Here is a 19,429-nt window from a genome sequence, read left to right as displayed (position 1 = left end):
GTCCCGGACGGTCCCCACGTTCGGGGCGGGATTCTCTCTCATTCTACCGGTACCACTGACACTGATGGGGGTTTGCCGGTACCTGAGTCCGCATGTGCCGCCCTGAACGAGCCTCGTCCGACTCCCGATATGCGGATGGGGGCCTCAAGAGGCTCACAACGGCACTCAGCGCTTCGGGGCGTCAACCCTTTGCTACTTGGGAGTCAGATCGGGACGCGCGCTCGTGCGCGGTGGCACGACGCGGCGCGCGGCGCCGGTTCGCGCCGCCCGTCGTCGCCGTTTTTTGTGAGGTACATCACGCATCCCTGACGGGGTGCCAGAACGCCCGCACATCACCCGTAGGTGTCCCCCGGACCCTGGCTCCCAGGGGCCCGCAACGGCCCGTACCGCCGGCCCGGACCACCCGGGCCGCCCGGTCCGAGAACCTTGATCATCCGTACCGACCCGTGCCCCAGGTCCTCGTTGAGGCGCGCCACCAGCGTCGGCGCGAGCAGCCGCAGGTTCGTCGCCCACGCCGTCGAGTCGCAGCGCACCACCAGCACCCGCTCGTCCTCGTCGTACCGCTCCGGAACGCAGTGCTTCGCCACGTCCGCTCCGACGATCTCCGGCCAGCGGCCCATCACCCCGCCCACCGCGGCCGGTGTCTCCCAGCCGCGCTCGGTGATCAGCCGGTTGATCGCGGAACCCAGCGCCATGGGGTCACGGCCGTCGGCCCGCGCCCCGGAGCGCAGTCCCCCGCGGCGCGCCTGCTTCTTCTGCTGGGCCGCGTCCCCACGCGCGCGTGCCGCCTCCCGCGCCGCCCTGAGGGCCACGCGCGCGAGGTCGACGCCGGACGGCTCCTGGCCGCCGCTCGCGCGCTCGCCGGGGGACTGTCCGGAGGGCTGTCCGGGGGGCTGTCCGGGGCCCGGCTCCGGCGCGTCCGCGCTCATACGCGCTCCACCGTCCCCTCCGCCACCGTGAACCGCGCCCCCGCGAGCACCTGCGGTACGTCGTCGTCGACCGCGGCCGTCACCAGGACCTGCTCTGCGGGCGCCACCAGCTCCGCCAGCCGCTCCCGGCGCCGCGCGTCCAGCTCGGCGAACACGTCGTCCAGCACCAGCACCGGCTCGTTGCCCTCGGCCCGCAGCAGGTCGAACGAGGCCAGCCGCAGCGCCAGTGCGTACGACCACGACTCGCCGTGGGAGGCGTAGCCCTTGGCGGGCAGCGAGCCGAGCTTGAGCAGCAGGTCGTCCCGGTGCGGACCGACCAGGGTGACGCCCCGCTCGATCTCCTGCTTGCGCGCCTCGGCGAGCGCCGCCATCAGCTGCTCGTACAGGTCCTCACGGGTGTGCGCCTCACCGGGCGCCGACGGCTTGTACTCCAGGGCGAGGGGGCCGCCGCCCGGGGCCAGCTGCTCGTACGCCTTGTCGGCCAGCGGCTGCACGGCCGCGATCAGGTCCAGGCGCTGGGCGAGCAGCTCGGCGCCCGCGCGCGCGAGGTGCTGGTCCCAGACGTCGAGCGTGGACAGGTCCATCGTCCGGCCGCCGTGCCGGCGGGCGAGCGCGGCCGACTTCAGCAGGGTGTTGCGCTGCTTGAGGACCCGGTCGTAGTCGGAGCGCACCCCCGCCATCCGCGGCGAACGGGCGGTGATCAGCTCGTCCAGGAAGCGGCGCCGCTCGCCCGGGTCGCCCTTGACCAGCGCGAGATCCTCCGGCGCGAACAGCACGGTGCGCACGATGCCGAGCACGTCACGCGGTCTGACCTGCGAGGACCTGTTGACGCGGGCGCGGTTGGCCCGGCCCGGGTTCAGCTCCAGCTCGATCAGCTGCCGGCGCTCGCCCTGCCGGACCTGGGCCCGGATCACGGCACGCTCGGCGCCCATGCGCACCAGGGGGGCGTCGGAGGAGACGCGGTGGCTGCCGAGGGTGGCGAGGTAGCCGACCGCCTCGACCAGGTTCGTCTTGCCCTGCCCGTTCGGGCCGACGAAGGCGGTGACGCCCGGGTCCAGGGGAACCTCGACCCGGGCGTACGAACGGAAGTCGGCCAGCGACAGATGCGTGACGTGCATGGTCGTGCGCCGACCTCCCCAGCGTTCCGGTTACTTCTTCTCGACCGCGTGGCCGCCGAACTGATTGCGCAGCGCCGCGATCATCTTCATCTGCGGCGAGTCGTCCTGCCGGGACGCGAACCGCGCGAAGAGGGAGGCCGTGATCGCGGGCAGCGGCACCGCGTTGTCGATCGCCGCCTCCACAGTCCAGCGTCCCTCACCGGAGTCCTGTGCATAACCCCGGAGCCCGTCCAGGTGCTCGTCGTCGTCGAGCGCGTTGACCGCGAGGTCGAGGAGCCAGGAGCGGATCACCGTGCCCTCCTGCCAGGAGCGGAAGACCTCGCGGACGTTCTCCACGGAGTCGACCTTCTCCAGCAGCTCCCACCCCTCGGCGTAGGCCTGCATCATCGCGTACTCGATGCCGTTGTGGACCATCTTCGCGAAGTGGCCCGCGCCCACCTTGCCGGCGTGCACGGCGCCGAAGTCGCCCTCCGGCTTGAGGGCGTCGAAGACCGGCTGCACCTTGGCGACGCTGTCCGCGTCGCCGCCGTACATCAGCGCGTAGCCGTTCTCCAGGCCCCAGACGCCGCCGGAGACGCCGCAGTCGACGAAGCCTATGCCCTTGGCCGCCAGCTCCTCGGCGTGCTTCTCGTCGTCCGTCCAGCGGGAGTTGCCGCCGTCGACGACCACGTCGCCGGGCTCCAGCAGCTCGCCGAGTCGGTCGACGGTGGCCTGGGTGGCCTCGCCGGCCGGGACCATCACCCACACCACGCGCGGGGCGCTGAGCTTGCCCACAAGCTCTTCCAGGCTGTGGACGTCGGCGAGGTCCGGATTGCGGTCGTATCCGACGACGGTGTGGCCCGCGCGGCGGATCCGCTCGCGCATGTTGCCGCCCATCTTGCCGAGGCCGACGAGACCGAGCTCCATCAGTTGCGTTCCTTAGGTGTGCGAGGTGGCAAGGCGGCACCTCCGAACCCGCCGGACGGGTGCCGCGGCACTTTCGTACCCGCGTCGACCCTAAACCCGCACGCCTGTGCACAGCTGTGGGCATACGCGCTCAGACGTACGCCCCCACCTGCGGGTTCGTCCCCACCCTGTGGACAGCCACCGGCCGGATGCGCCGCTCAGCCGCTCAGCCGCTCAGCCGCTCAGCCGCACCGGCATGATCAGGTACTTGTAGGCCTCGTCCGCCTCGGCGTCCACCGCGGGCCTGCCGCTGAGCAGCGCCGGCTTCGTGGACGTCGTGAAGGACAGCTGGGCGACCGGGGAGTCGATCGCGCTCAGGCCGTCCAGCAGGAAGGTCGGGTTGAAGGCGATCGAGATGTCGTCGCCCTCCAGCTGCGCGTCGACCCTTTCCACAGCCTGTGCGTCGTCGCTGGAGCCGGCCTCCAGGATGAGCACGCCCTGCTCGAAGCTGAGCCGCACCGGGGTGTTGCGCTCGGCGACCAGGGCCACGCGCTTGACGGCCTCCACGAAGGGGGCGGTCTCGATCACGGCGACGCTGTTGAACTCGGTCGGGAACAGCGTCTTGTACTTCGGGAGGTCACCCTCCAGCAGACGCGTCGTCGTCCGGCGGCCCGCGCCCTCGAAACCGATCAGGCCCTCGCCAGCGCCCGAACCGGACAGCGCCAGGATCACCTGGTCACCGCTGGTCAGCGCCTTGGCGGTGTCCTGGAGCGTCTTGGCGGGCACCAGGGCGACCGCGGAGATGTCCGGGTTCTCCGGCTTCCACAGGAACTCGCGGACCGCGAAGCGGTAGCGGTCGGTGGAGGCCAGCGTCACCGAGTCGCCCTCGATCTCGATGCGCACACCGGTCAGGACGGGCAGCGTGTCGTCGCGGCCCGCCGCGATCGCCACCTGCTGCACGGCCGAGGCGAAGACCTCGCCGGGCACCGTGCCGGTCGCCTCCGGCATCTGCGGCAGCGCCGGGTACTCCTCCACCGGCAGGGTGTGGAGGGTGAACCGCGAGGAGCCGCAGACCACCGTCGCCCGTACACCGTCTGTGGAGATCTCCACCGGCCGGTTGGGCAGGGCGCGGGAGATGTCGGCGAGCAGACGGCCGGAGACGAGGACCGTGCCCTCCTCCTCGATCTCGGCCTCCACCGACACCCGTGCCGAGACCTCGTAGTCGAAGCTGGACAGGCTCAGCTGCCCCTCCTCGGCCTTCAGCAGCAGGCCCGCGAGGACCGGCGCCGGCGGACGGGCCGGGAGGCTGCGAGCCGCCCAGGCCACTGCCTCCGCGAGTACGTCGCGTTCCACCCGGATCTTCACTGTTGCCGCCTCCTGCTGTTGCCGGCGCTGCTCGCCCTGCTTCGCCTTCGTCGTCTGACCGGTGTCGCCCGCCGCTGTGAGGGGCAGAACACCGGGGACCAGTCTGACGCACCCCACTGACAGTAGGTGCCGTTCGGGGTCAAGTCGTGACGAGGCGCGGTCGGGCCCGAGAGGCCGAGTTGTGCACAGGACCCGCTTCGAAACGAATTCCGCTCTCTCTCTAGTCGTCAGTAGTAGTAGGGCCTGTGGATACCGTGGATAACCTCGTTTGCCCAGGTCAGGGCAGGAATTTTGTCCACGGGGCCTGTGGGCGGAGCCGGTGGACAACCGGGCGTATCTGTGGAGAACAGAAAGTTCTGCACACACCGTGCACAGGGAGAGGCGACTTCTCCCCAGCGCCGTCCCCAGCTTTACCCACGTTTCCCACAGCCCAACCAGGCAGCCTGGTGTGACGGCTTTCACTCGACGCGGTGACGGGGCGCGTCACGTTGCCGAACAGTGGACAGACATGTGGAGAAGCTGGTGATCGCTGGGGACAACCCCCTCCAGCCTGTGGGTTGTCCGTGGACAACTGAATGCACAGCCTGTGGATCATTTCTTCGTCCACAGCCTGTGGAGATCCTTCGTCCACGAATCCACAGGGACCTGACCTGCCCTGATGATCCCTCACCAGGCTGGCCTGTGGACAGGATCGGGACAACTTCCCAGTCCCCAAGGTGTGGACGGAAAAAACTGGCCGAATCTGTGGAGGACGGCCGTAACCCGGCAGAGATTCGAACAGCGGACAGGACGGCCGTACGAAGACCCGGGCGGGCGGGGAGCATGCGAAAGGCGCCCCCAGGGATCCCGGAGGCGCCTTCGTGACCGGTGGCGGCGGTCGTCAGCCGTTCTTGATGCGGTTGGTCAGCTCGGTCACCTGGTTGTAGATCGAGCGCCGCTCGGCCATCAGATTGCGGATCTTGCGGTCCGCGTGCATCACCGTGGTGTGGTCCCGGCCGCCGAACAGCGCGCCGATCTTCGGCAGCGAGAGGTCCGTCAGCTCGCGGCACAGGTACATGGCGATCTGCCGGGCCGTCACCAGCGCGCGCCCCCGCGAGGTGCCGCACAGGTCCTCGACGGTCAGGCCGAAGTAGTCCGCGGTCGCGCCCATGATGGCCGTGGAGGTGATCTCGGGGGCCGAGTCCTCGCCGCCGGGGATCAGGTCCTTGAGGACGATCTCGGTGAGGCCCAGGTCCACCGGCTGCCGGTTGAGCGACGCGAACGCCGTCACCCGGATCAGCGCGCCCTCCAGCTCGCGGATGTTGCGCGAGATCCGCGAGGCGATGAACTCCAGCACCTCCGGCGGGGCGTTGAGCTGCTCCTGGACCGCCTTCTTGCGCAGGATCGCGATGCGGGTCTCCAGCTCCGGCGGCTGGACGTCGGTGATCAGCCCCCACTCGAAGCGGTTGCGGAGCCGGTCCTCCAGCGTCACCAGCTGCTTGGGCGGCCGGTCGCTGGAGAGCACGATCTGCTTGTTGGCGTTGTGGAGGGTGTTGAAGGTGTGGAAGAACTCCTCCTGCGTCGACTCCTTGTCCGCGAGGAACTGGATGTCGTCGACGAGCAGGATGTCCATCTCGCGGTAGCGCTTGCGGAAGCTGTCGCCCTTGCCGTCGCGGATGGAGTTGATGAACTCGTTGGTGAACTCCTCCGAGCTCACGTACCGCACGCGCGTGCCGGGGTAGAGGCTGCGCGCGTAGTGCCCGATGGCGTGCAGGAGGTGTGTCTTGCCGAGTCCCGACTCCCCGTAGATGAACAGGGGGTTGTAGGCCTTGGCGGGTGCCTCGGCGACGGCGACGGCCGCCGCGTGGGCGAAGCGGTTCGAGGCGCCGATGACGAAGGTGTCGAAGAGGTACTTCGGGTTCAGTCGCGCGGTCGGCTCGCCCGGACCGGTGGCCGGCGCCGGCTGTGCCGCCAGCGGTCCGGGTGCCCCGGTGGCGGGCCCGGGTCCGACGGGGCCGCCGCGGTGGACGTGTCCGGATCCCGCCGGGGGCTCGGGCAGGTCGCGGCGCGGACCGCGCTGCTCGTAGTCACCCCGCTGCTGGTCGTAGTCGCCGCGGGGTTTGTCGTACTCGACCCGGGACTTCTCGTAGTCGCCCCGGGGCTGTTCGTACTCGCCGCGGGACTGCTCGTAGTCGCCGCGCTGGACGTCGTACGACGGGCGTTCCGGCCGGTAGTCCTGCTGGTACGAGGAGTGCGACTCGTGGGAGTACGGCGGTGGCGGCGGCTCCTGGCCGTACGGCTCCTGCGACGGGGACGCGTACGGGTCCCGTTCCGGGAAGCCGAGGCGCTGCTGCTGCCAGCCGTAGTCGTCCTGCTGCGCGGGGCGGGGCCAGGAGCCGGGCTCGGGGCGCTGGTACTCCTGCGGATAGGCGGGCCGGGCGGTGGGGAGCTGGTCGGCGCGGTTGCGGCCGTATCCCTCGTACTCGTCGCGGTCGCGGTACTCCTCGCGGCCGCCCTGGCCGGGGGCGGGGAGCTCGGGCTCCTCGTAGCGGTGCTGGGGGCGGGCGGGCGGCGCCTGGGGTGCCTGGGGCGTCTGCGGAGCGGGGCCCACGGGTTCGCCCGCGGTGTCGTCGACGGTGATCGCGATGCGGATCGGGCGCCCGCACTCGCGGCTCAGGGTCTCGCTGACGATCGGCGCGAGGCGGCCCTCCAGTACGCCCTTCGCAAATTCGTTCGGTACGGCGAGCAGGGCCGTGTCGGCGACCAGCGCGAGCGGCTGGCAGCGCCGGATCCAGTGCTCGTCCTTCGACTCGACGCCCTGCCCGCGGCCCTCTCCGAGAAGTTGCTCCAATACACGTGGCCACACTGCGGCAAGATCGGCAGGTACGTCAGCCACAGGGCACGCTCTCTCACGAGTCCCTCGAAGGTGTGATTCGGGGACGGGTCGGGATGAAACTCGGGTGGGGCAGGGATAAGGGAACGAATCGGAGTCCAGTCACGGTAGTCAGCGCGACGGGTAGGGTTCAAGTTGTTGTCCCCAGCCTGTGGACAAGTGTCTCCCGGTCACCGCTGGTTTGACCGAATGGCGCAGTCGCACGTACCGTAACCAGGTCGAGTTGTCGATGGCTGCTGCCGCCTGCCTCCGATGGGCACAGGTCACGTCCAAGGTGATCGAAAAGCGGTGCACTCGGGCGTAACGCGAGCTACTCGTGGGCGCACGGTGACAGCCAGGACGGCACCCCGCCACCACCCGATTCTTTCTGGAGCCCCCGAGTGAGCAAGCGCACCTTCCAGCCGAACAACCGTCGCCGCGCGAAGACCCACGGCTTCCGGCTGCGTATGCGTACCCGTGCCGGCCGCGCGATTCTCGCGACCCGCCGCAGCAAGGGTCGCGCCCGTCTGTCCGCCTGATCCCGGTCAGGTCATGACATCGTGCTGCCCACCGAGAACCGGCTGAGGCGGCGCGAGGACTTCGCGACCGCGGTACGACGAGGTCGCCGGGCCGGCCGCCCGGCCCTCGTCGTCCACCTTCGTAGCGGTGCCACGGACCCGCACGCGCCTGGGGAGAGCGCTCCCCGGACACGTGCGGGTTTCGTCGTGAGCAAAGCCGTGGGTGTCGCGGTCGTGCGCAACAAGGTGAAGCGCAGGCTTCGCCATCTGATGCGCGACCGGATCGACCTGTTGCCCCCCGGTAGCCTGGTAGTCGTACGAGCGCTGCCCGGTGCGGGTGACGCCGACCATGCACAGCTGGCCCGAGACCTGGACGCCGCCCTGGCGCGGCTACTGGGAGGGGGCGCGCGATGAAGTACCCGCTGCTGGCTCTGATCAAGCTCTACCAGTGGACGATCAGTCCGCTGCTGGGGCCGGTGTGCAAGTACTACCCGTCGTGTTCCCACTACGGCTACACGGCCATCGACCGGCACGGAGCCGTCAAGGGCACGGCACTCACCGCCTGGCGCATCCTGCGGTGCAATCCGTGGTCGCTGGGCGGCGTGGACCATGTTCCGCCGCGCAAGCGCCCGCGGTGGCACGAAATGCTGCGTGCCGCCTGGCGGGCACGCAAGGGCGGGACCTCCGCCGCCGAACCGGCCACCGAAGGAAGGCCTGCTCGTCCGAGCTCGTCCGATCCTTCGAGCCCGGCCGCAGAGACCTCGCCCCATGCCCAAGGAGCATGATTAGTGGACACGATTGCCAGCCTCTTCAGCTTTATCACCTGGCCCGTCTCCTGGGTCATCGTCCAGTTCCACACGGTGTACGGGGCGATCTTCGGACCTGACACCGGATGGGCCTGGGGCCTGTCCATCGTGTCCCTGGTGGTCCTCATCCGCATCTGCCTGATCCCGCTCTTCGTGAAGCAGATCAAGGCGACGCGCGGGATGCAGACGCTCCAGCCGGAGATGAAGAAGATCCAGGAGCGCTACAAGAACGACAAGCAGCGTCAGTCCGAAGAGATGATGAAGCTGTACAAGGAGACGGGCACCAACCCGCTCTCCTCGTGCCTTCCCATCCTGGCGCAGTCCCCGTTCTTCTTCGCCCTGTACCACGTGCTCAACGGCATCGCGTCCGGCGACACCATCGGCGCGGTCAACCAGAGCCTCCTGGAGAGCGCGCAGAAGGCGCACATCTTCGGGGCTCCGCTGGCCTCCAAGTTCTTCAGCAGCGAGAGCGACGTCTCCGCGCTCGACGCCACGCTGCTGAACGTGCGGATCGTCACCGCGATCATGATCGTGCTGATGTCGGCCTCGCAGTTCTTCACCCAGCGCCAGCTGATGACGAAGAACGTCGACACCACGGTGAAGACGCCGTTCATGCAGCAGCAGAAGATGCTGATGTACGTCTTCCCGGTCATGTTCGCCGTCTTCGGCGTGAACTTCCCCGTCGGTGTCCTCGTCTACTGGCTGACCACGAACGTGTGGACCATGGGCCAGCAGATGTACGTGATCCGCAACAACCCGACGCCGGGTTCCAAGGCGCAGGCCTCCTACCTGAAGCGGCTGCACAAGAGCGTCACCGAGCACGGCAAGACCCGTAGCCGGGGTGAGAAGGCCATCGTGAAGGCCATCGTCGCCAAGGGCCGGGACCGCAACGAGGCCGAGCGGAAGTTCATCAACGGCCTGAACAAGGCGGGCATGGCGGCTCAGGCCGACGGCACCGTGGAGAAGAACGAAGCCGCTGTCGCAGCACAGAGCGCGGACGGCTCGACCGTGGCCACCGCGGCTCAGCCCAAGCGCCAGCAGCCCAAGCGGCAGAGCAAGTCCCAGCGCCAGGCCAAGCCCGCCGGCGAGGCCGAGCCGAAGACGTCGCTGACCAAGTCGGACGAGCCACAGGACGCCAAGCCGGCCGGCAAGCAGGACGCCAAGCAGGACGCCAAGCCTGCCGCCGGCGCCAAGAAGCCGGCTCAGAAGTCCGGCGGCGGTGGCCGCAGCAAGGCCCAGTCCGGACAGCGCAAGGGCCCGCAGCGGCCCAAGTCCCCGTCGAAGAAGTAAGAAGGAGTCCATCCCGTGACGGAAGGCACCACCTCCGCCGCTGCCGAGGGTGCAGACACCCTCACCCGCCTCGAGCAGGAGGGCGAGATCGCCGCGGACTACCTGGAGGGTCTGCTCGACATCGCCGACCTCGACGGTGACATCGACATGGACGTCGAGGCCGACCGTGCCTCCGTCTCGATCATCAGCGACAGCAAGAGCAGGGACCTGGAGAAGCTGGTCGGCCGGGACGGTGAGGTGCTGGAGGCTCTGCAGGAGCTCACGCGCCTGGCCGTGCACCGCGAGACCGGTGACCGCAGCCGCCTGATGCTCGACATCGCGGGGTACCGCGCCGACAAGCGCGCCGAGCTGTCCGAGCTGGGTGCCAAGGCCGCGGCCGAGGTCAGGAGCAGCGGCGAGTCCGTGCGGCTGAAGCCGATGACGCCCTTCGAGCGCAAGGTCGTGCACGACGCGGTCAAGGCCGCGGGCCTGCGCAGCGAGTCCGAGGGCGAGGAGCCGGAGCGCTTCGTCGTCGTGCTTCCCGCCTGATCGGTTCTCTCGTTCTCCGGCCCCGTCTGTTGCGCAGGCGGGGCCGAATTTTGTCAGCCTGATAGTTCTGGTGGTTCTGGTCCCGGCGCCCGGTGCGCCGGTGCCGTACGGAAGGACGGTCCCCGTGTCGGAGGCAGCGGAGCTCCCCCCTGTACCCGAGCAGGCACGAGATGTGTTCGGTGATCGCTACGCGGACGCGGTCCGCTATGCGGAACTGCTTGCCGAGGCGGGGGTGAAGCGTGGTCTGATCGGCCCGCGAGAAGTACCCCGACTCTGGGAGCGGCACCTGCTGAACTGCGCGGTGCTCTCGGAGGTCGTGCCCGAGGGAGTGACGGTGTGCGATGTCGGCTCGGGAGCCGGCCTGCCCGGTATCCCGCTGGCGCTGGTGCGGGAAGACCTGAAGATCACGCTTCTTGAGCCGCTGCTGCGCCGCACGAACTTCCTGACCGAGGTCGTGGAGCTGCTGGGCCTGGACCATGTCACCGTGGTGCGGGGCCGGGCCGAGGAGGTCATGGGCAAGCTGCCGCCGGTGCATGTAGTGACGGCCCGTGCCGTGGCTCCACTGGACCGCCTCGCCACCTGGGGCATTCCCCTGCTGCGTCCGTACGGGGAGATGCTCGCCCTCAAGGGGGACACGGCCGAGGAGGAGCTGAAGGCGGCGACCGCGGCGCTGAGCAAACTCGGTGCGGAGCGGACGTCCATCCTCCACGTCGGTGAGGGCGTCGTGGATCCCCTGTCCACCGTGGTGCGAGTAGAGGTGGGCGAGAGCCCCGGTGGTGTGCGCTTCGCCGCCAAGCGGGCCAAGGCCGCACGGACCGGTCGGGCGCGTCGACGTCGCGGATAGCGTCCGACTTCGCTCGGATGGTCAGCCGTACTCCACACAGCCGTACTCCACACAGGCCGTACTCCACACAAGCTGCCCTGCTCACGCGTGCCGGAGTGTCGCGGCAGTTCGGCATCAGCTGCTGTGCATCGTGTTTCACGTGAAACGTCGCTCACTGCTGCACGGCATCATCAGCCGCGGCCGCGCCGCGGCCGACCCCCGCGACCGGAAGCCTCTCGGGTCGCTCGGAGAGGGCACGGAGTTGTCCACAGAGGTGGATTTCTCCACAGAAGACCAGGCCTCACTGGTTCATGACCCCGGAGGCATGGGAGGCTCTGTTCATTGCGAGCCTGAAGTCGAGGAGAGTGAATCCTTGCGGTCCGACGCCAATATCGCGGGACCGATGACCGATCCGGTCCCCGGTCCCCGTACCGAGTCGATGGGGGCGGATGTTTCACGTGAAACACCGCCTCCGATGGACGACACACCGATCGGTCGTGCTGCCCAACTGGCGGTGGAGGCTCTGGGCCGCGCCGGCGAGGGGCTACCGCGACCCGAGCACACCCGGGTCATGGTCGTAGCGAACCAGAAGGGCGGTGTGGGCAAGACGACGACGACCGTCAATCTTGCCGCGTCACTCGCCCTGCACGGTGCGAGAGTCCTGGTCGTCGACCTCGACCCGCAGGGCAACGCCTCCACCGCGCTGGGGATCGACCATCACGCCGATGTGCCCTCCATCTACGACGTGCTGGTCGAGAGCCGACCGCTCTCGGAAGTGGTCCAGCCGGTCCCCGATGTCGAGGGTCTGTTCTGTGCGCCTGCCACGATCGATCTCGCCGGTGCGGAGATCGAACTGGTCTCTCTGGTCGCACGCGAGAGCCGGCTCCAGCGAGCGATCACGGCGTACGAGCAGCCGTTGGACTACATCCTCATCGACTGCCCGCCCTCCCTCGGTCTGCTGACCGTCAATGCTCTGGTCGCGGGCCAGGAGGTGCTGATTCCCATCCAGTGCGAGTACTACGCCCTGGAAGGGCTGGGGCAGCTGCTGCGCAACGTCGACCTGGTGCGGGGCCATCTCAACCCCACGCTGCATGTGTCGACGATCCTCCTCACCATGTACGACGGCCGGACGCGGCTCGCGTCGCAGGTCGCGGACGAGGTGCGCAGCCACTTCGGCGAGGAGGTGCTGCGGACGAGCATTCCCCGCTCGGTCCGTATCTCCGAGGCTCCGAGCTACGGGCAGACGGTACTGACCTACGATCCAGGATCAAGTGGAGCCCTCTCCTATCTGGAGGCGGCCCGTGAGATCGCGCTGAAGGGTGTGGGTGTCACCTATGAGGCGACCCACGCCCACGTCGGCGCTCAGAACGATCCGAGCATGGTGGAGGGGACCCAGTGAGTGAGCGACGGAGGGGGTTGGGTCGCGGCCTCGGTGCACTGATCCCCAACGCCCCGACCGAGAAGTCGGTTGCCTCGGCGGCCTTGGGGAGCGCGGCTTCTGCGGTCCCTGGGGCGATGCCTCTGCTGCCGAGCGAGCGTGGGGTGGCCGCGGCGAAGGTGGCCACGCTGCAGCATGTTTCACGTGAAACCGAGGAGCCGACGGCACCGCAGGGTACCGAAGGGCTTCGGCCGCCCATGGGCGCGCACTTCGCCGAGGTTCCGCTCGACGCCATCACGCCGAACCCGAAGCAGCCGCGCAAGGACTTCGACGACGACGCGCTGGCCGAGCTCGTCACCTCCATCCGAGAGGTCGGTCTCCTCCAGCCGGTTGTCGTTCGGCCGACGGAGCCCGGGCGCTACGAGCTCATCATGGGTGAGCGGCGCTTCCGCGCCTGCCGAGAGCTGGAGCTGGAGGCCATCCCGGCGATCGTGCGGGCGACGGAGGACGAGAAGCTCCTTCTGGACGCGCTTCTGGAGAACCTGCACCGCGCTCAGCTGAATCCGCTGGAGGAGGCCTTCGCCTACGACCAGTTGCTGAAGGACTTCAACTGCACGCATGACCAGCTGGCGGACCGTATCGGCCGCTCTCGCCCGCAGGTGTCCAACACCCTGCGGCTGCTGAAGCTCTCCCCGAAGGTGCAGAACCGGGTGGCCGCAGGTGTGCTCTCCGCGGGGCATGCGCGAGCCCTGCTGTCCGTCGACGACCCGGAGGAGCAGGATCGCCTGGCGCATCGCATCGTGGCCGAAGGGCTCTCGGTGCGGTCGGTCGAAGAGATCGTGACCCTGATGGGTTCCCGGCCGCAGAAGCCCCAGCGGGCCAAGGGCCCACGGGCCGGCTCCCTGGTCTCCCCGGCGCTCTCGGACCTCGCGACGCGGCTCTCGGACCGCTTCGAGACGCGTGTGAAGGTCGACCTGGGGCAGAAGAAGGGCAAGATCACCGTGGAGTTCGCCTCCATGGACGACCTTGAGCGAATCCTCGGCAGTCTCGCTCCCGGGGAGGGCCCCGTACTGCAGAAGGGCCTCCTGGAGGACGAGGACGAGGACGGGGACGGGGACGTCGAGTCCTGATCGGCTGTCTTGAGGGCGGGCCGTGTCCGGTGCATACCGGAACACGGTCCGCCCTTTGCTTTGCGTCGGTGTCGGGTCCACCGCATCGTGGATACGATGCGAACGGGAGAGCGTTGTCACCTGGCGGTACCTCTGGGAGGAAGGCAGGGGCCATGCGAACGATGAGCCGCACCGAATGGGTGAGCGCGGGCTTGGGGCTGGGCGCGGTCGGTGGGTTCATCGGCAGCCTGCTCAGGGAACGGAGCGCTCTGACAGCCGCCCGCGACGCGGCAGGGGAAGGAAGCGAGGAACAGCCTTCATGGGGCGCCGGCTCGTACCGCTCACGCTGGACAACCTTCAGGACCTTCCCCAGCGCTGTCGCTCGTGCGTCTTCTGGGAACTGGACCCCGTCAGCGGCGAGGCCGCGGTAGAGGCCGGTACGCCGGCCCTGGAGAAGGAGTCCTGGATCTCCGCCGTGCTGCTGGACTGGGGATCCTGCGGACGGGTGGTCTACGTCGACGACGTGCCGGTGGGCTTCGTTCTCTACGCACCGCCCGCGTATGTGCCGCGCTCGGCCGCTTTCCCCACCAGCCCGGTCTCCTCCGACGCGGTTCAGCTGATGACCGCGTTCGTGATGCCGGGGTACCAGGGCCAGGGGCTGGGTCGGGTGATGGTCCAGACGGTCGCCAAGGATCTCCTGCGTCGTGGCTTCAAGGCCATCGAGGCGTTCGGTGATGCCCGCTGGAAGGAGCCCGCCTGCGTTCTGCCGGCGGAGCATCTCCTGGCGGTGGGCTTCAAGACGGTCCGACCGCATCCCCGGCACCCGCGACTGCGGCTGGATCTTCGCTCCACGCTGTCCTGGAAGGAAGACGTGGAGATGGCACTGGACCGCCTGCTCGGCGCCGTGCAGAAGGAGCCGGCGCTGCGGCCGCTGTAGCTCGGCACCGGAGACCGCTGTACAGCGAATGGGCCGACCCGTTCGGGTCGGCCCATTCGTGTTTCACGTGAAACGTCAGTCGGCGATGAAGTCCTCAAGGTCGCGGACGATCGCGGCCTTCGGCTTCGCACCGACGATGGTCTTGGCGACCTCGCCACCCTGGTAGACGTTCAGGGTCGGGATGGACATGACGCCGTACTTGGCGGCCGTACCCGGGTTCTCGTCGATGTTCAGCTTGACGATCTCGATCTTGTCGCCGTACTCGGCGGCGATGGCCTCGAGGGACGGCGCGATCTGGCGGCACGGACCGCACCAGGCGGCCCAGAAGTCCACCAGGACGGGCTTGTCGTTCTTGAGGACGTCCTGCTCGAAGGAGTCGTCGGTCACATGCTTCAGGGTGCCGGCCACGGCGGGCTCCTAACTGGTTGGTGCGAGGGATGGGGTGGTCAGACGGCGGTCTTCTCGGGCTCCGCCTTGTCCTCGTCGCTGAGGGCGGCGAGGAAGCGCTCGGCGTCGAGCGCGGCGGAGCAGCCGGTGCCCGCAGCGGTGATCGCCTGACGGTAGGTGTGGTCGACCACGTCACCGGCCCCGAAGACACCCGTCAGGTTGGTGCGCGTCGAGGGCGCGTCGACCTTCAGGTAGCCCTCCGGGTCCAGGTCGAGCTGGCCCTTGAAAAGCTCGGTGCGCGGGTCGTGGCCGATCGCGATGAACAGGCCGGTCACCGGCAGATCGGAGAGTTCGCCGGTCTTGACGTTGCGCAGCTTCAGGCCCGCCAGCTTCTGGTCGCCCTGGACCTCGGCGACCTCGCTGTCCCAGACGAACGTGATCTTGGGGTCGGCGAAGGCACGCTCCTGCATCGCCTTGGAGGCGCGCAGGGTGTCCCGGCGGTGGACGATCGTCACGGACTTCGCGAAGCGGGAGAGGAAGGTGGCCTCCTCCATCGCGGTGTCCCCGCCGCCGATCACGGCGATGTCCTGGTCCTTGAAGAAGAAGCCGTCACAGGTCGCGCACCAGGAGACACCGCGACCGGACAGCGCGTCTTCGTTCGGCAGGCCGAGCTTGCGGTGCTGCGAGCCGGTGGTGACGATGACGGCCTTGGCCCGGTGGACCGTACCCGCGGTGTCGGTGACGGTCTTGATCTCACCGCTGAGGTCGACGGCCACGACGTCGTCCGGGATCAGCTCGGCCCCGAAGCGCTCCGCCTGGGCCCGCATGTTGTCCATGAGCTCGGGGCCCATGATGCCGTCCTGGAAGCCGGGGAAGTTCTCCACCTCGGTGGTGTTCATCAGCGCTCCGCCCGCGGTGACGGCACCCTCGAACACCAGCGGCTTCAGGGACGCTCGCGCGGTGTAGAGCGCCGCCGTGTAGCCGGCGGGCCCGGAGCCGATGATGATCACGTTTCGGACGTCGCTCACGGCTTCATTCCTCGTCTCTGGACTGCGTCTTCAGGGCCGGGTGGAGCTGCACTCGGAACTCTCACCCCACCTAACGGATCCTACGGGGCGCGCATTCCCGCTGTGCCCGGGCACACGGCGCCAGAGCCCCACTGCCTGGCGAGGCGGAGGAAGGGCCGCTACGAACGCGCGTAGGAGTGCTCGAGAAGGATCTTGGCCTTGCCTACCGCGGGCTGCTTCACGCACGTCGTCTCGACGATGTAGGCGGTGACCCGGGTGTCATTGGTGGCGTCGGGCAGTACCACCAGCAAGGCTTCCCTGCCCTTGTAGACGCCCGGCTCCGTGGCGATCACAGCGTCGTCGCGACCGATGCCCTTGCGGATGCACTCGGGGACGGTCGGTTGCTTGAAGACATGGTTCTCGGCGGCCTCGCCACCGTTCTCGGACTCCATGCCGAAACTGCGCGGGGTACGTGATCCGCCGCTCTCGGTACTCCCGTCCGCGAGGAGACCGGAGACCTTGTCCTGGAGCCGGCCCTCGGCGAAGGTGTCCGGGAGCGCGGTCTGCGGCTCGTGGGCGGTGTCGTGGGAGGGGCTCTCTCCGGTGAGGGTGGACACGATGACCGAGCCGAGTCCGATCGCGGCAGCGGCGGCCACGGCGCCGAGTACGGCGATCCTGCGCCGACCGCTTCGGCGGCGGTCCTTGCGGCCGGGTCCGGTGGAGGAGGGGCGCGCGTGCCCGGCGGGCCGGTCGGTCGGTGTCGATGTTTCACGTGAAACACGTGGGCCGTCGCCGCCCCCCGGCAGGGGCTCGTTCGCCAGGGCGGCGTCGATACGGGCGGCCACGTCGTCCGGCATGGGCGTCGGGGAAGGCAGGGTGCCGAGCAGCCCCTGGATCTCTTCCAGCGAAGCGTAGACGTCCGCGCAGAGCTCGCAGCCTTCCAGGTGCCGCCGTACGTCGGTGGTCCGTGTGCTCGGGAGGAGGCCTTCGGCGAGGTCGGAGATCTCCGCGACGTCGGGGTGCCCGGTCATGTCTGTCGTCGACGATGTCACGCTCGTCCACCTCCGCCCTTCACTGCGGCTGAATCACTCGGCCCTGCTTCCGGCGGACCCGCACGCCGCGGTCCCGCTGCCGGTGGGACGGATGCCCCCGGCGTCCGGTTCCGCTCCGGGCCAGGCTTCCTGCCGTCTCCGCTGCCGTCCGGACGAAGGTGGGTGATCAGCGGCAGGAGCCTGGCTCTGCCACGGGCACACCGGCTCTTGATCGTGCCACTCGGCACGTCGAGGATGCGGGCGGCCTCCGCGACGGGATAGCCCTGCATGTCGACCAGGACGAGAGCGGCCCGCTGGTCGGCGGGCAGGGTGCCCAGGGCCTCCAGCAGCTGGCGGTGCAGGTCGTTGCGCTCCGCGGGAGCGGAGGCCGACTCGTGCGGCTCCAGCAGCTGCTCCAGGCGTTCGGTGTCGTCGACGGGCGCGGTCTTCCGCGAGGCGGCCTTGCGAGCACGGTCCAGACAGGCGTTCACCGTGATCCGGTGCAGCCAGGTGGTGACGGCCGCCTGTCCGCGGAAGGTGTGGGCGGCCCGGTAGGCGGAGACGAGCGCGTCCTGGACGGCGTCGGCGGCCTCCTCGCGGTCCCCCAGTGTCCGCAGGGCCACTGCCCAGAGCCGGTCCCGGTGACGGCGCACAAGCTCACCGAAGGCGTCGGGGTCGCCCTCGACGTGGCGGGCGAGCAGTTCCTGGTCGGTCACACCGTCATGACTCGCGCCGCCCGCCATCACACCCCTCTCCCTGCGGTAGGTGCCGTCAGCTGGTCACCTTGATGTCGGCGACCCGGCCCCGGAACTGCCCGTCCGTCACCGGCAGCTTGGTCAGCCAGACCAGAAGGTAGCGGGTCTGCACCGCCTTGTCCGGCTTGAGGTCCACCGTCGTACCGTTTCCGCCGGCGACCTTCTCGTATCCCTCGAAGGACTGCGGTTCCGAGTCCGTGGCCCCGGCGGAACGGAGTTCCACCGAAGTGTCGCCACCGAACGTCAGAGCCACCCTGCCGACCCGTTGCACCTTGCCGAGGTCGACCACGATGCCCACACCCGGCTTCAGCCGCCCGAAGTCGGCGCTCGCGTAGTGGCTCGTCTGCCAGTAGGTTCCGGGGTCGCCGTCGTAGGCCTTGCCGACGTTTTCCGGGTACTCGGACCCGTCTGACCCGAACGGGTCGTAGTCGTGTGCGCCCGCGATGGTGATGGGTCGGCTGACCGGCTCCTTCGGGCTCTTGTCATTGTCGCCGTCCACCGTCTGCGTCTGGTTCGGGTCGTCGGCCTTGCCGCCCCGTTCCATGAGCGCATCGGCGAGCTGCCAGCTGCCGAGTCCGAGTGCGGCGATCAGCAGGGCCGACACACCCCACTTCAGGGCCTTGCCGGTACGGCTCTGCAGCGGGGGCGGCGGCGCCGGCACGGGCTGGGTGACACCGGGGCGCGGCGCCGGGCGGCCGTACGCGCCCTGCTGGTAGGCCGTGCGCTGGTACTGGGGCGGTGCGGTGTACGCCGGCTCCGGCGGGCGGATGCGCGGCATCTCGCCGATCGCCTTCACCAGTTCCTCCGGCGTGGTGCACGGAGACTCGTGCCGGGAAGCGGTGGCACCGTCGTTGGCGAGCGCCCGCATCGCCAGTTCGGACAGGCCGCGGTGGACGCCGGCGCGTACCTGGTCCGGCGGGATCAGCCCGATGTCCTTGGGCAGACCTGCCAGACCGTGCGCGTCGCTCTCGTACGGCCAGCGCTGGGTGAGCGTGGCGTACAGCAGGGCTCCGATGGCCTCGGTGTCGGTGCGCTGCGGAGTGTCGGAACTGATGCCGCGCAGTGCGGCGTTGACGGCCAGCCCGCGGATCCGCCACTGGCCCGTCGACGTACGCAGCACCGCGTTGGGGCTCAGGCGCAGATGGGCGAGGCCCTCCCGGTGCGCGGCCGCCATGGCCGACGCGACCTGACTGACCATCTGGTAGGCGTCGTACACCTCCAGCGGCCCGGCGGCGAGGAGAGCGGTCAGCTCGGTGGCATCGGGGAGCCACTCGTGCACGACGTAGACGAGGTCGTTGTCCTCGACGGCGTCCAGCACCTGGACGAAGCGAGGGTCGCCGAGCAGGGCGGACGAGCGTGCCGCGGCCAGCACGGACCGGGCGCGCGCGTGGTCCGCGGGGAGGAGGTGGACTCCGACGGCGCGGCGCAGCTTCTCGTCGACGGCCCGCCAACTGCTGAAGCCGTCCAGACGGGTGACGCACTCCTCGAGGCGGTAGCGTCTGGCGAGCTTGTGCCCGCTGTGCAGTTCGGGAGGCGAGGTCTTGCCGGACTCCTCGCTCGTGGGGTTCCCCTGTGCCTCGTCGCTGTCCGTGTCCCGCTCCCGGTTGTTGGCCACCCCGTCGGCCGTGGACTGGTCCGCCTGTGCGGTCAGCGGCTCATCGCCGCTGTTGTCTGCCACGTCGACGGCAGCTGTGCTCCGTTCCGCCACCGTC

The 19,429-nt window shown here is 69.3% G+C and carries 19 protein-coding genes; 9 read left to right on the top strand and 10 right to left on the bottom strand.

Features of this window, described 5'->3' with window-relative positions; genetic code table 11:
• Positions 1–332: 332 nt before the first annotated feature.
• The 5 genes from ACFV9J_RS28480 to dnaA form a co-directional block, all read right to left on the bottom strand.
• Complete coding sequence (locus ACFV9J_RS28480) at positions 333–929, bottom strand: DUF721 domain-containing protein (protein WP_385358619.1); 597 nt, start codon at positions 927–929, stop codon at positions 333–335.
• Positions 926–2,047, bottom strand: a complete 1,122-nt coding sequence (gene recF, locus ACFV9J_RS28475; RefSeq protein WP_385358618.1) for a DNA replication/repair protein RecF — start codon at positions 2,045–2,047, stop codon at positions 926–928. The genes ACFV9J_RS28480 and recF overlap by 4 nt, the downstream gene beginning before the upstream one ends.
• A gap of 30 nt (positions 2,048–2,077) precedes the next feature.
• A complete protein-coding gene (gnd, locus tag ACFV9J_RS28470) occupies positions 2,078–2,953 on the bottom strand; it encodes a phosphogluconate dehydrogenase (NAD(+)-dependent, decarboxylating) (RefSeq protein WP_385358616.1) in 876 nt (291 codons plus the stop codon).
• A gap of 213 nt (positions 2,954–3,166) precedes the next feature.
• Complete coding sequence (dnaN, locus tag ACFV9J_RS28465) at positions 3,167–4,297, bottom strand: DNA polymerase III subunit beta (RefSeq protein ID WP_003975054.1); 1,131 nt, start codon at positions 4,295–4,297, stop codon at positions 3,167–3,169.
• 880 nt (positions 4,298–5,177) lie between these two features.
• Entirely contained in the window at positions 5,178–7,172 is a 1,995-nt protein-coding gene (gene dnaA, locus ACFV9J_RS28460) for a chromosomal replication initiator protein DnaA (protein ID WP_385358614.1), read from the bottom strand.
• Between the two features lie 377 nt (positions 7,173–7,549).
• Here dnaA and rpmH point away from each other — a divergent pair, with 377 nt between their 5' ends.
• The 9 genes from rpmH (at position 7,550) to ACFV9J_RS28415 (ending at position 14,537) form a co-directional block, all read left to right on the top strand.
• Positions 7,550–7,687: a 50S ribosomal protein L34 gene (gene rpmH / locus ACFV9J_RS28455; protein ID WP_003975051.1), complete on the top strand. Its 138-nt coding sequence runs from the start codon at positions 7,550–7,552 to the stop codon at positions 7,685–7,687.
• Positions 7,688–7,708: 21 nt separating this feature from the next.
• On the top strand, positions 7,709–8,080 hold the full coding sequence (rnpA, locus tag ACFV9J_RS28450) for a ribonuclease P protein component (protein WP_042822545.1): 372 nt from the start codon (positions 7,709–7,711) through the stop codon (positions 8,078–8,080).
• Positions 8,077–8,451 carry a membrane protein insertion efficiency factor YidD gene (yidD, locus tag ACFV9J_RS28445; RefSeq protein WP_361013828.1) on the top strand — a complete coding sequence of 125 codons (375 nt, stop codon included), beginning with the start codon at positions 8,077–8,079 and terminating at the stop codon, positions 8,449–8,451. Before rnpA ends, yidD begins: the two co-directional genes overlap by 4 nt.
• Positions 8,452–8,454: 3 nt before the next feature.
• Positions 8,455–9,762 carry a membrane protein insertase YidC gene (gene yidC / locus ACFV9J_RS28440; RefSeq protein ID WP_385358611.1) on the top strand — a complete coding sequence of 436 codons (1,308 nt, stop codon included), beginning with the start codon at positions 8,455–8,457 and terminating at the stop codon, positions 9,760–9,762.
• Positions 9,763–9,777: 15 nt separating this feature from the next.
• Entirely contained in the window at positions 9,778–10,290 is a 513-nt protein-coding gene (locus ACFV9J_RS28435; RefSeq protein WP_003975047.1) for a R3H domain-containing nucleic acid-binding protein, read from the top strand.
• Positions 10,291–10,414: 124 nt separating this feature from the next.
• Positions 10,415–11,134 (top strand): 16S rRNA (guanine(527)-N(7))-methyltransferase RsmG, encoded by a 720-nt coding sequence (gene rsmG, locus ACFV9J_RS28430; RefSeq protein ID WP_385358609.1) that lies wholly within the window; start codon positions 10,415–10,417, stop codon positions 11,132–11,134.
• Positions 11,135–11,438: 304 nt separating this feature from the next.
• Positions 11,439–12,512 carry a ParA family protein gene (locus ACFV9J_RS28425; RefSeq protein WP_385358669.1) on the top strand — a complete coding sequence of 358 codons (1,074 nt, stop codon included), beginning with the start codon at positions 11,439–11,441 and terminating at the stop codon, positions 12,510–12,512.
• The gene (locus tag ACFV9J_RS28420) at positions 12,509–13,621 is read left to right on the top strand and encodes a ParB/RepB/Spo0J family partition protein (protein WP_385358608.1); all 1,113 of its coding nucleotides are present in this window, start codon (positions 12,509–12,511) and stop codon (positions 13,619–13,621) included. The genes ACFV9J_RS28425 and ACFV9J_RS28420 overlap by 4 nt, the downstream gene beginning before the upstream one ends.
• Positions 13,622–13,919: 298 nt before the next feature.
• Entirely contained in the window at positions 13,920–14,537 is a 618-nt protein-coding gene (locus tag ACFV9J_RS28415) for a GNAT family N-acetyltransferase (protein WP_385358606.1), read from the top strand.
• A gap of 75 nt (positions 14,538–14,612) precedes the next feature.
• Here ACFV9J_RS28415 and trxA read toward each other — a convergent pair whose 3' ends face one another.
• From trxA to ACFV9J_RS28390, 5 genes are all read right to left on the bottom strand, one after another.
• Positions 14,613–14,945: a thioredoxin gene (gene trxA, locus ACFV9J_RS28410; protein WP_003975042.1), complete on the bottom strand. Its 333-nt coding sequence runs from the start codon at positions 14,943–14,945 to the stop codon at positions 14,613–14,615.
• Positions 14,946–14,983: 38 nt separating this feature from the next.
• A complete protein-coding gene (gene trxB, locus ACFV9J_RS28405) occupies positions 14,984–15,952 on the bottom strand; it encodes a thioredoxin-disulfide reductase (protein WP_109029157.1) in 969 nt (322 codons plus the stop codon).
• Positions 15,953–16,110: 158 nt separating this feature from the next.
• Positions 16,111–16,962: an anti-sigma factor family protein gene (locus tag ACFV9J_RS28400; RefSeq protein WP_385358666.1), complete on the bottom strand. Its 852-nt coding sequence runs from the start codon at positions 16,960–16,962 to the stop codon at positions 16,111–16,113.
• Positions 16,963–16,979: 17 nt separating this feature from the next.
• Entirely contained in the window at positions 16,980–17,705 is a 726-nt protein-coding gene (sigM, locus tag ACFV9J_RS28395; protein ID WP_109029155.1) for an RNA polymerase sigma factor SigM, read from the bottom strand.
• Between the two features lie 28 nt (positions 17,706–17,733).
• A complete protein-coding gene (locus tag ACFV9J_RS28390) occupies positions 17,734–19,425 on the bottom strand; it encodes a protein kinase family protein (RefSeq protein WP_385358603.1) in 1,692 nt (563 codons plus the stop codon).
• Between the last annotated feature and the right edge of the window lie 4 nt (positions 19,426–19,429).

The sequence above is a fragment of the Streptomyces sp. NPDC059906 genome, from assembly GCF_042730645.1.
GTDB lineage: Bacteria > Actinomycetota > Actinomycetes > Streptomycetales > Streptomycetaceae > Streptomyces > Streptomyces rubrogriseus.
Note: the sequence above shows the minus strand (reverse complement) of the source record. Positions and strands in the feature narration are given on the sequence as shown.

Excerpts from the sequence above, each read along its gene's own strand:
- ACFV9J_RS28480 (WP_385358619.1), bottom strand. The coding sequence starts at position 929 with ATGAGCGCGGACGCGCCGGAGCCGGGCCCCGGACAGCCCCCCGGACAG.
- recF (WP_385358618.1), bottom strand. The coding sequence starts at position 2,047 with ATGCACGTCACGCATCTGTCGCTGGCCGACTTCCGTTCGTACGCCCGG.
- gnd (WP_385358616.1), bottom strand. The coding sequence starts at position 2,953 with ATGGAGCTCGGTCTCGTCGGCCTCGGCAAGATGGGCGGCAACATGCGC.
- yidD (WP_361013828.1), top strand. The coding sequence starts at position 8,077 with ATGAAGTACCCGCTGCTGGCTCTGATCAAGCTCTACCAGTGGACGATC.
- ACFV9J_RS28425 (WP_385358669.1), top strand. The coding sequence starts at position 11,439 with ATGGGAGGCTCTGTTCATTGCGAGCCTGAAGTCGAGGAGAGTGAATCC.
- ACFV9J_RS28415 (WP_385358606.1), top strand. The coding sequence starts at position 13,920 with ATGGGGCGCCGGCTCGTACCGCTCACGCTGGACAACCTTCAGGACCTT.
- ACFV9J_RS28400 (WP_385358666.1), bottom strand. The coding sequence starts at position 16,962 with ATGACCGGGCACCCCGACGTCGCGGAGATCTCCGACCTCGCCGAAGGC.
- sigM (WP_109029155.1), bottom strand. The coding sequence starts at position 17,705 with ATGGCGGGCGGCGCGAGTCATGACGGTGTGACCGACCAGGAACTGCTC.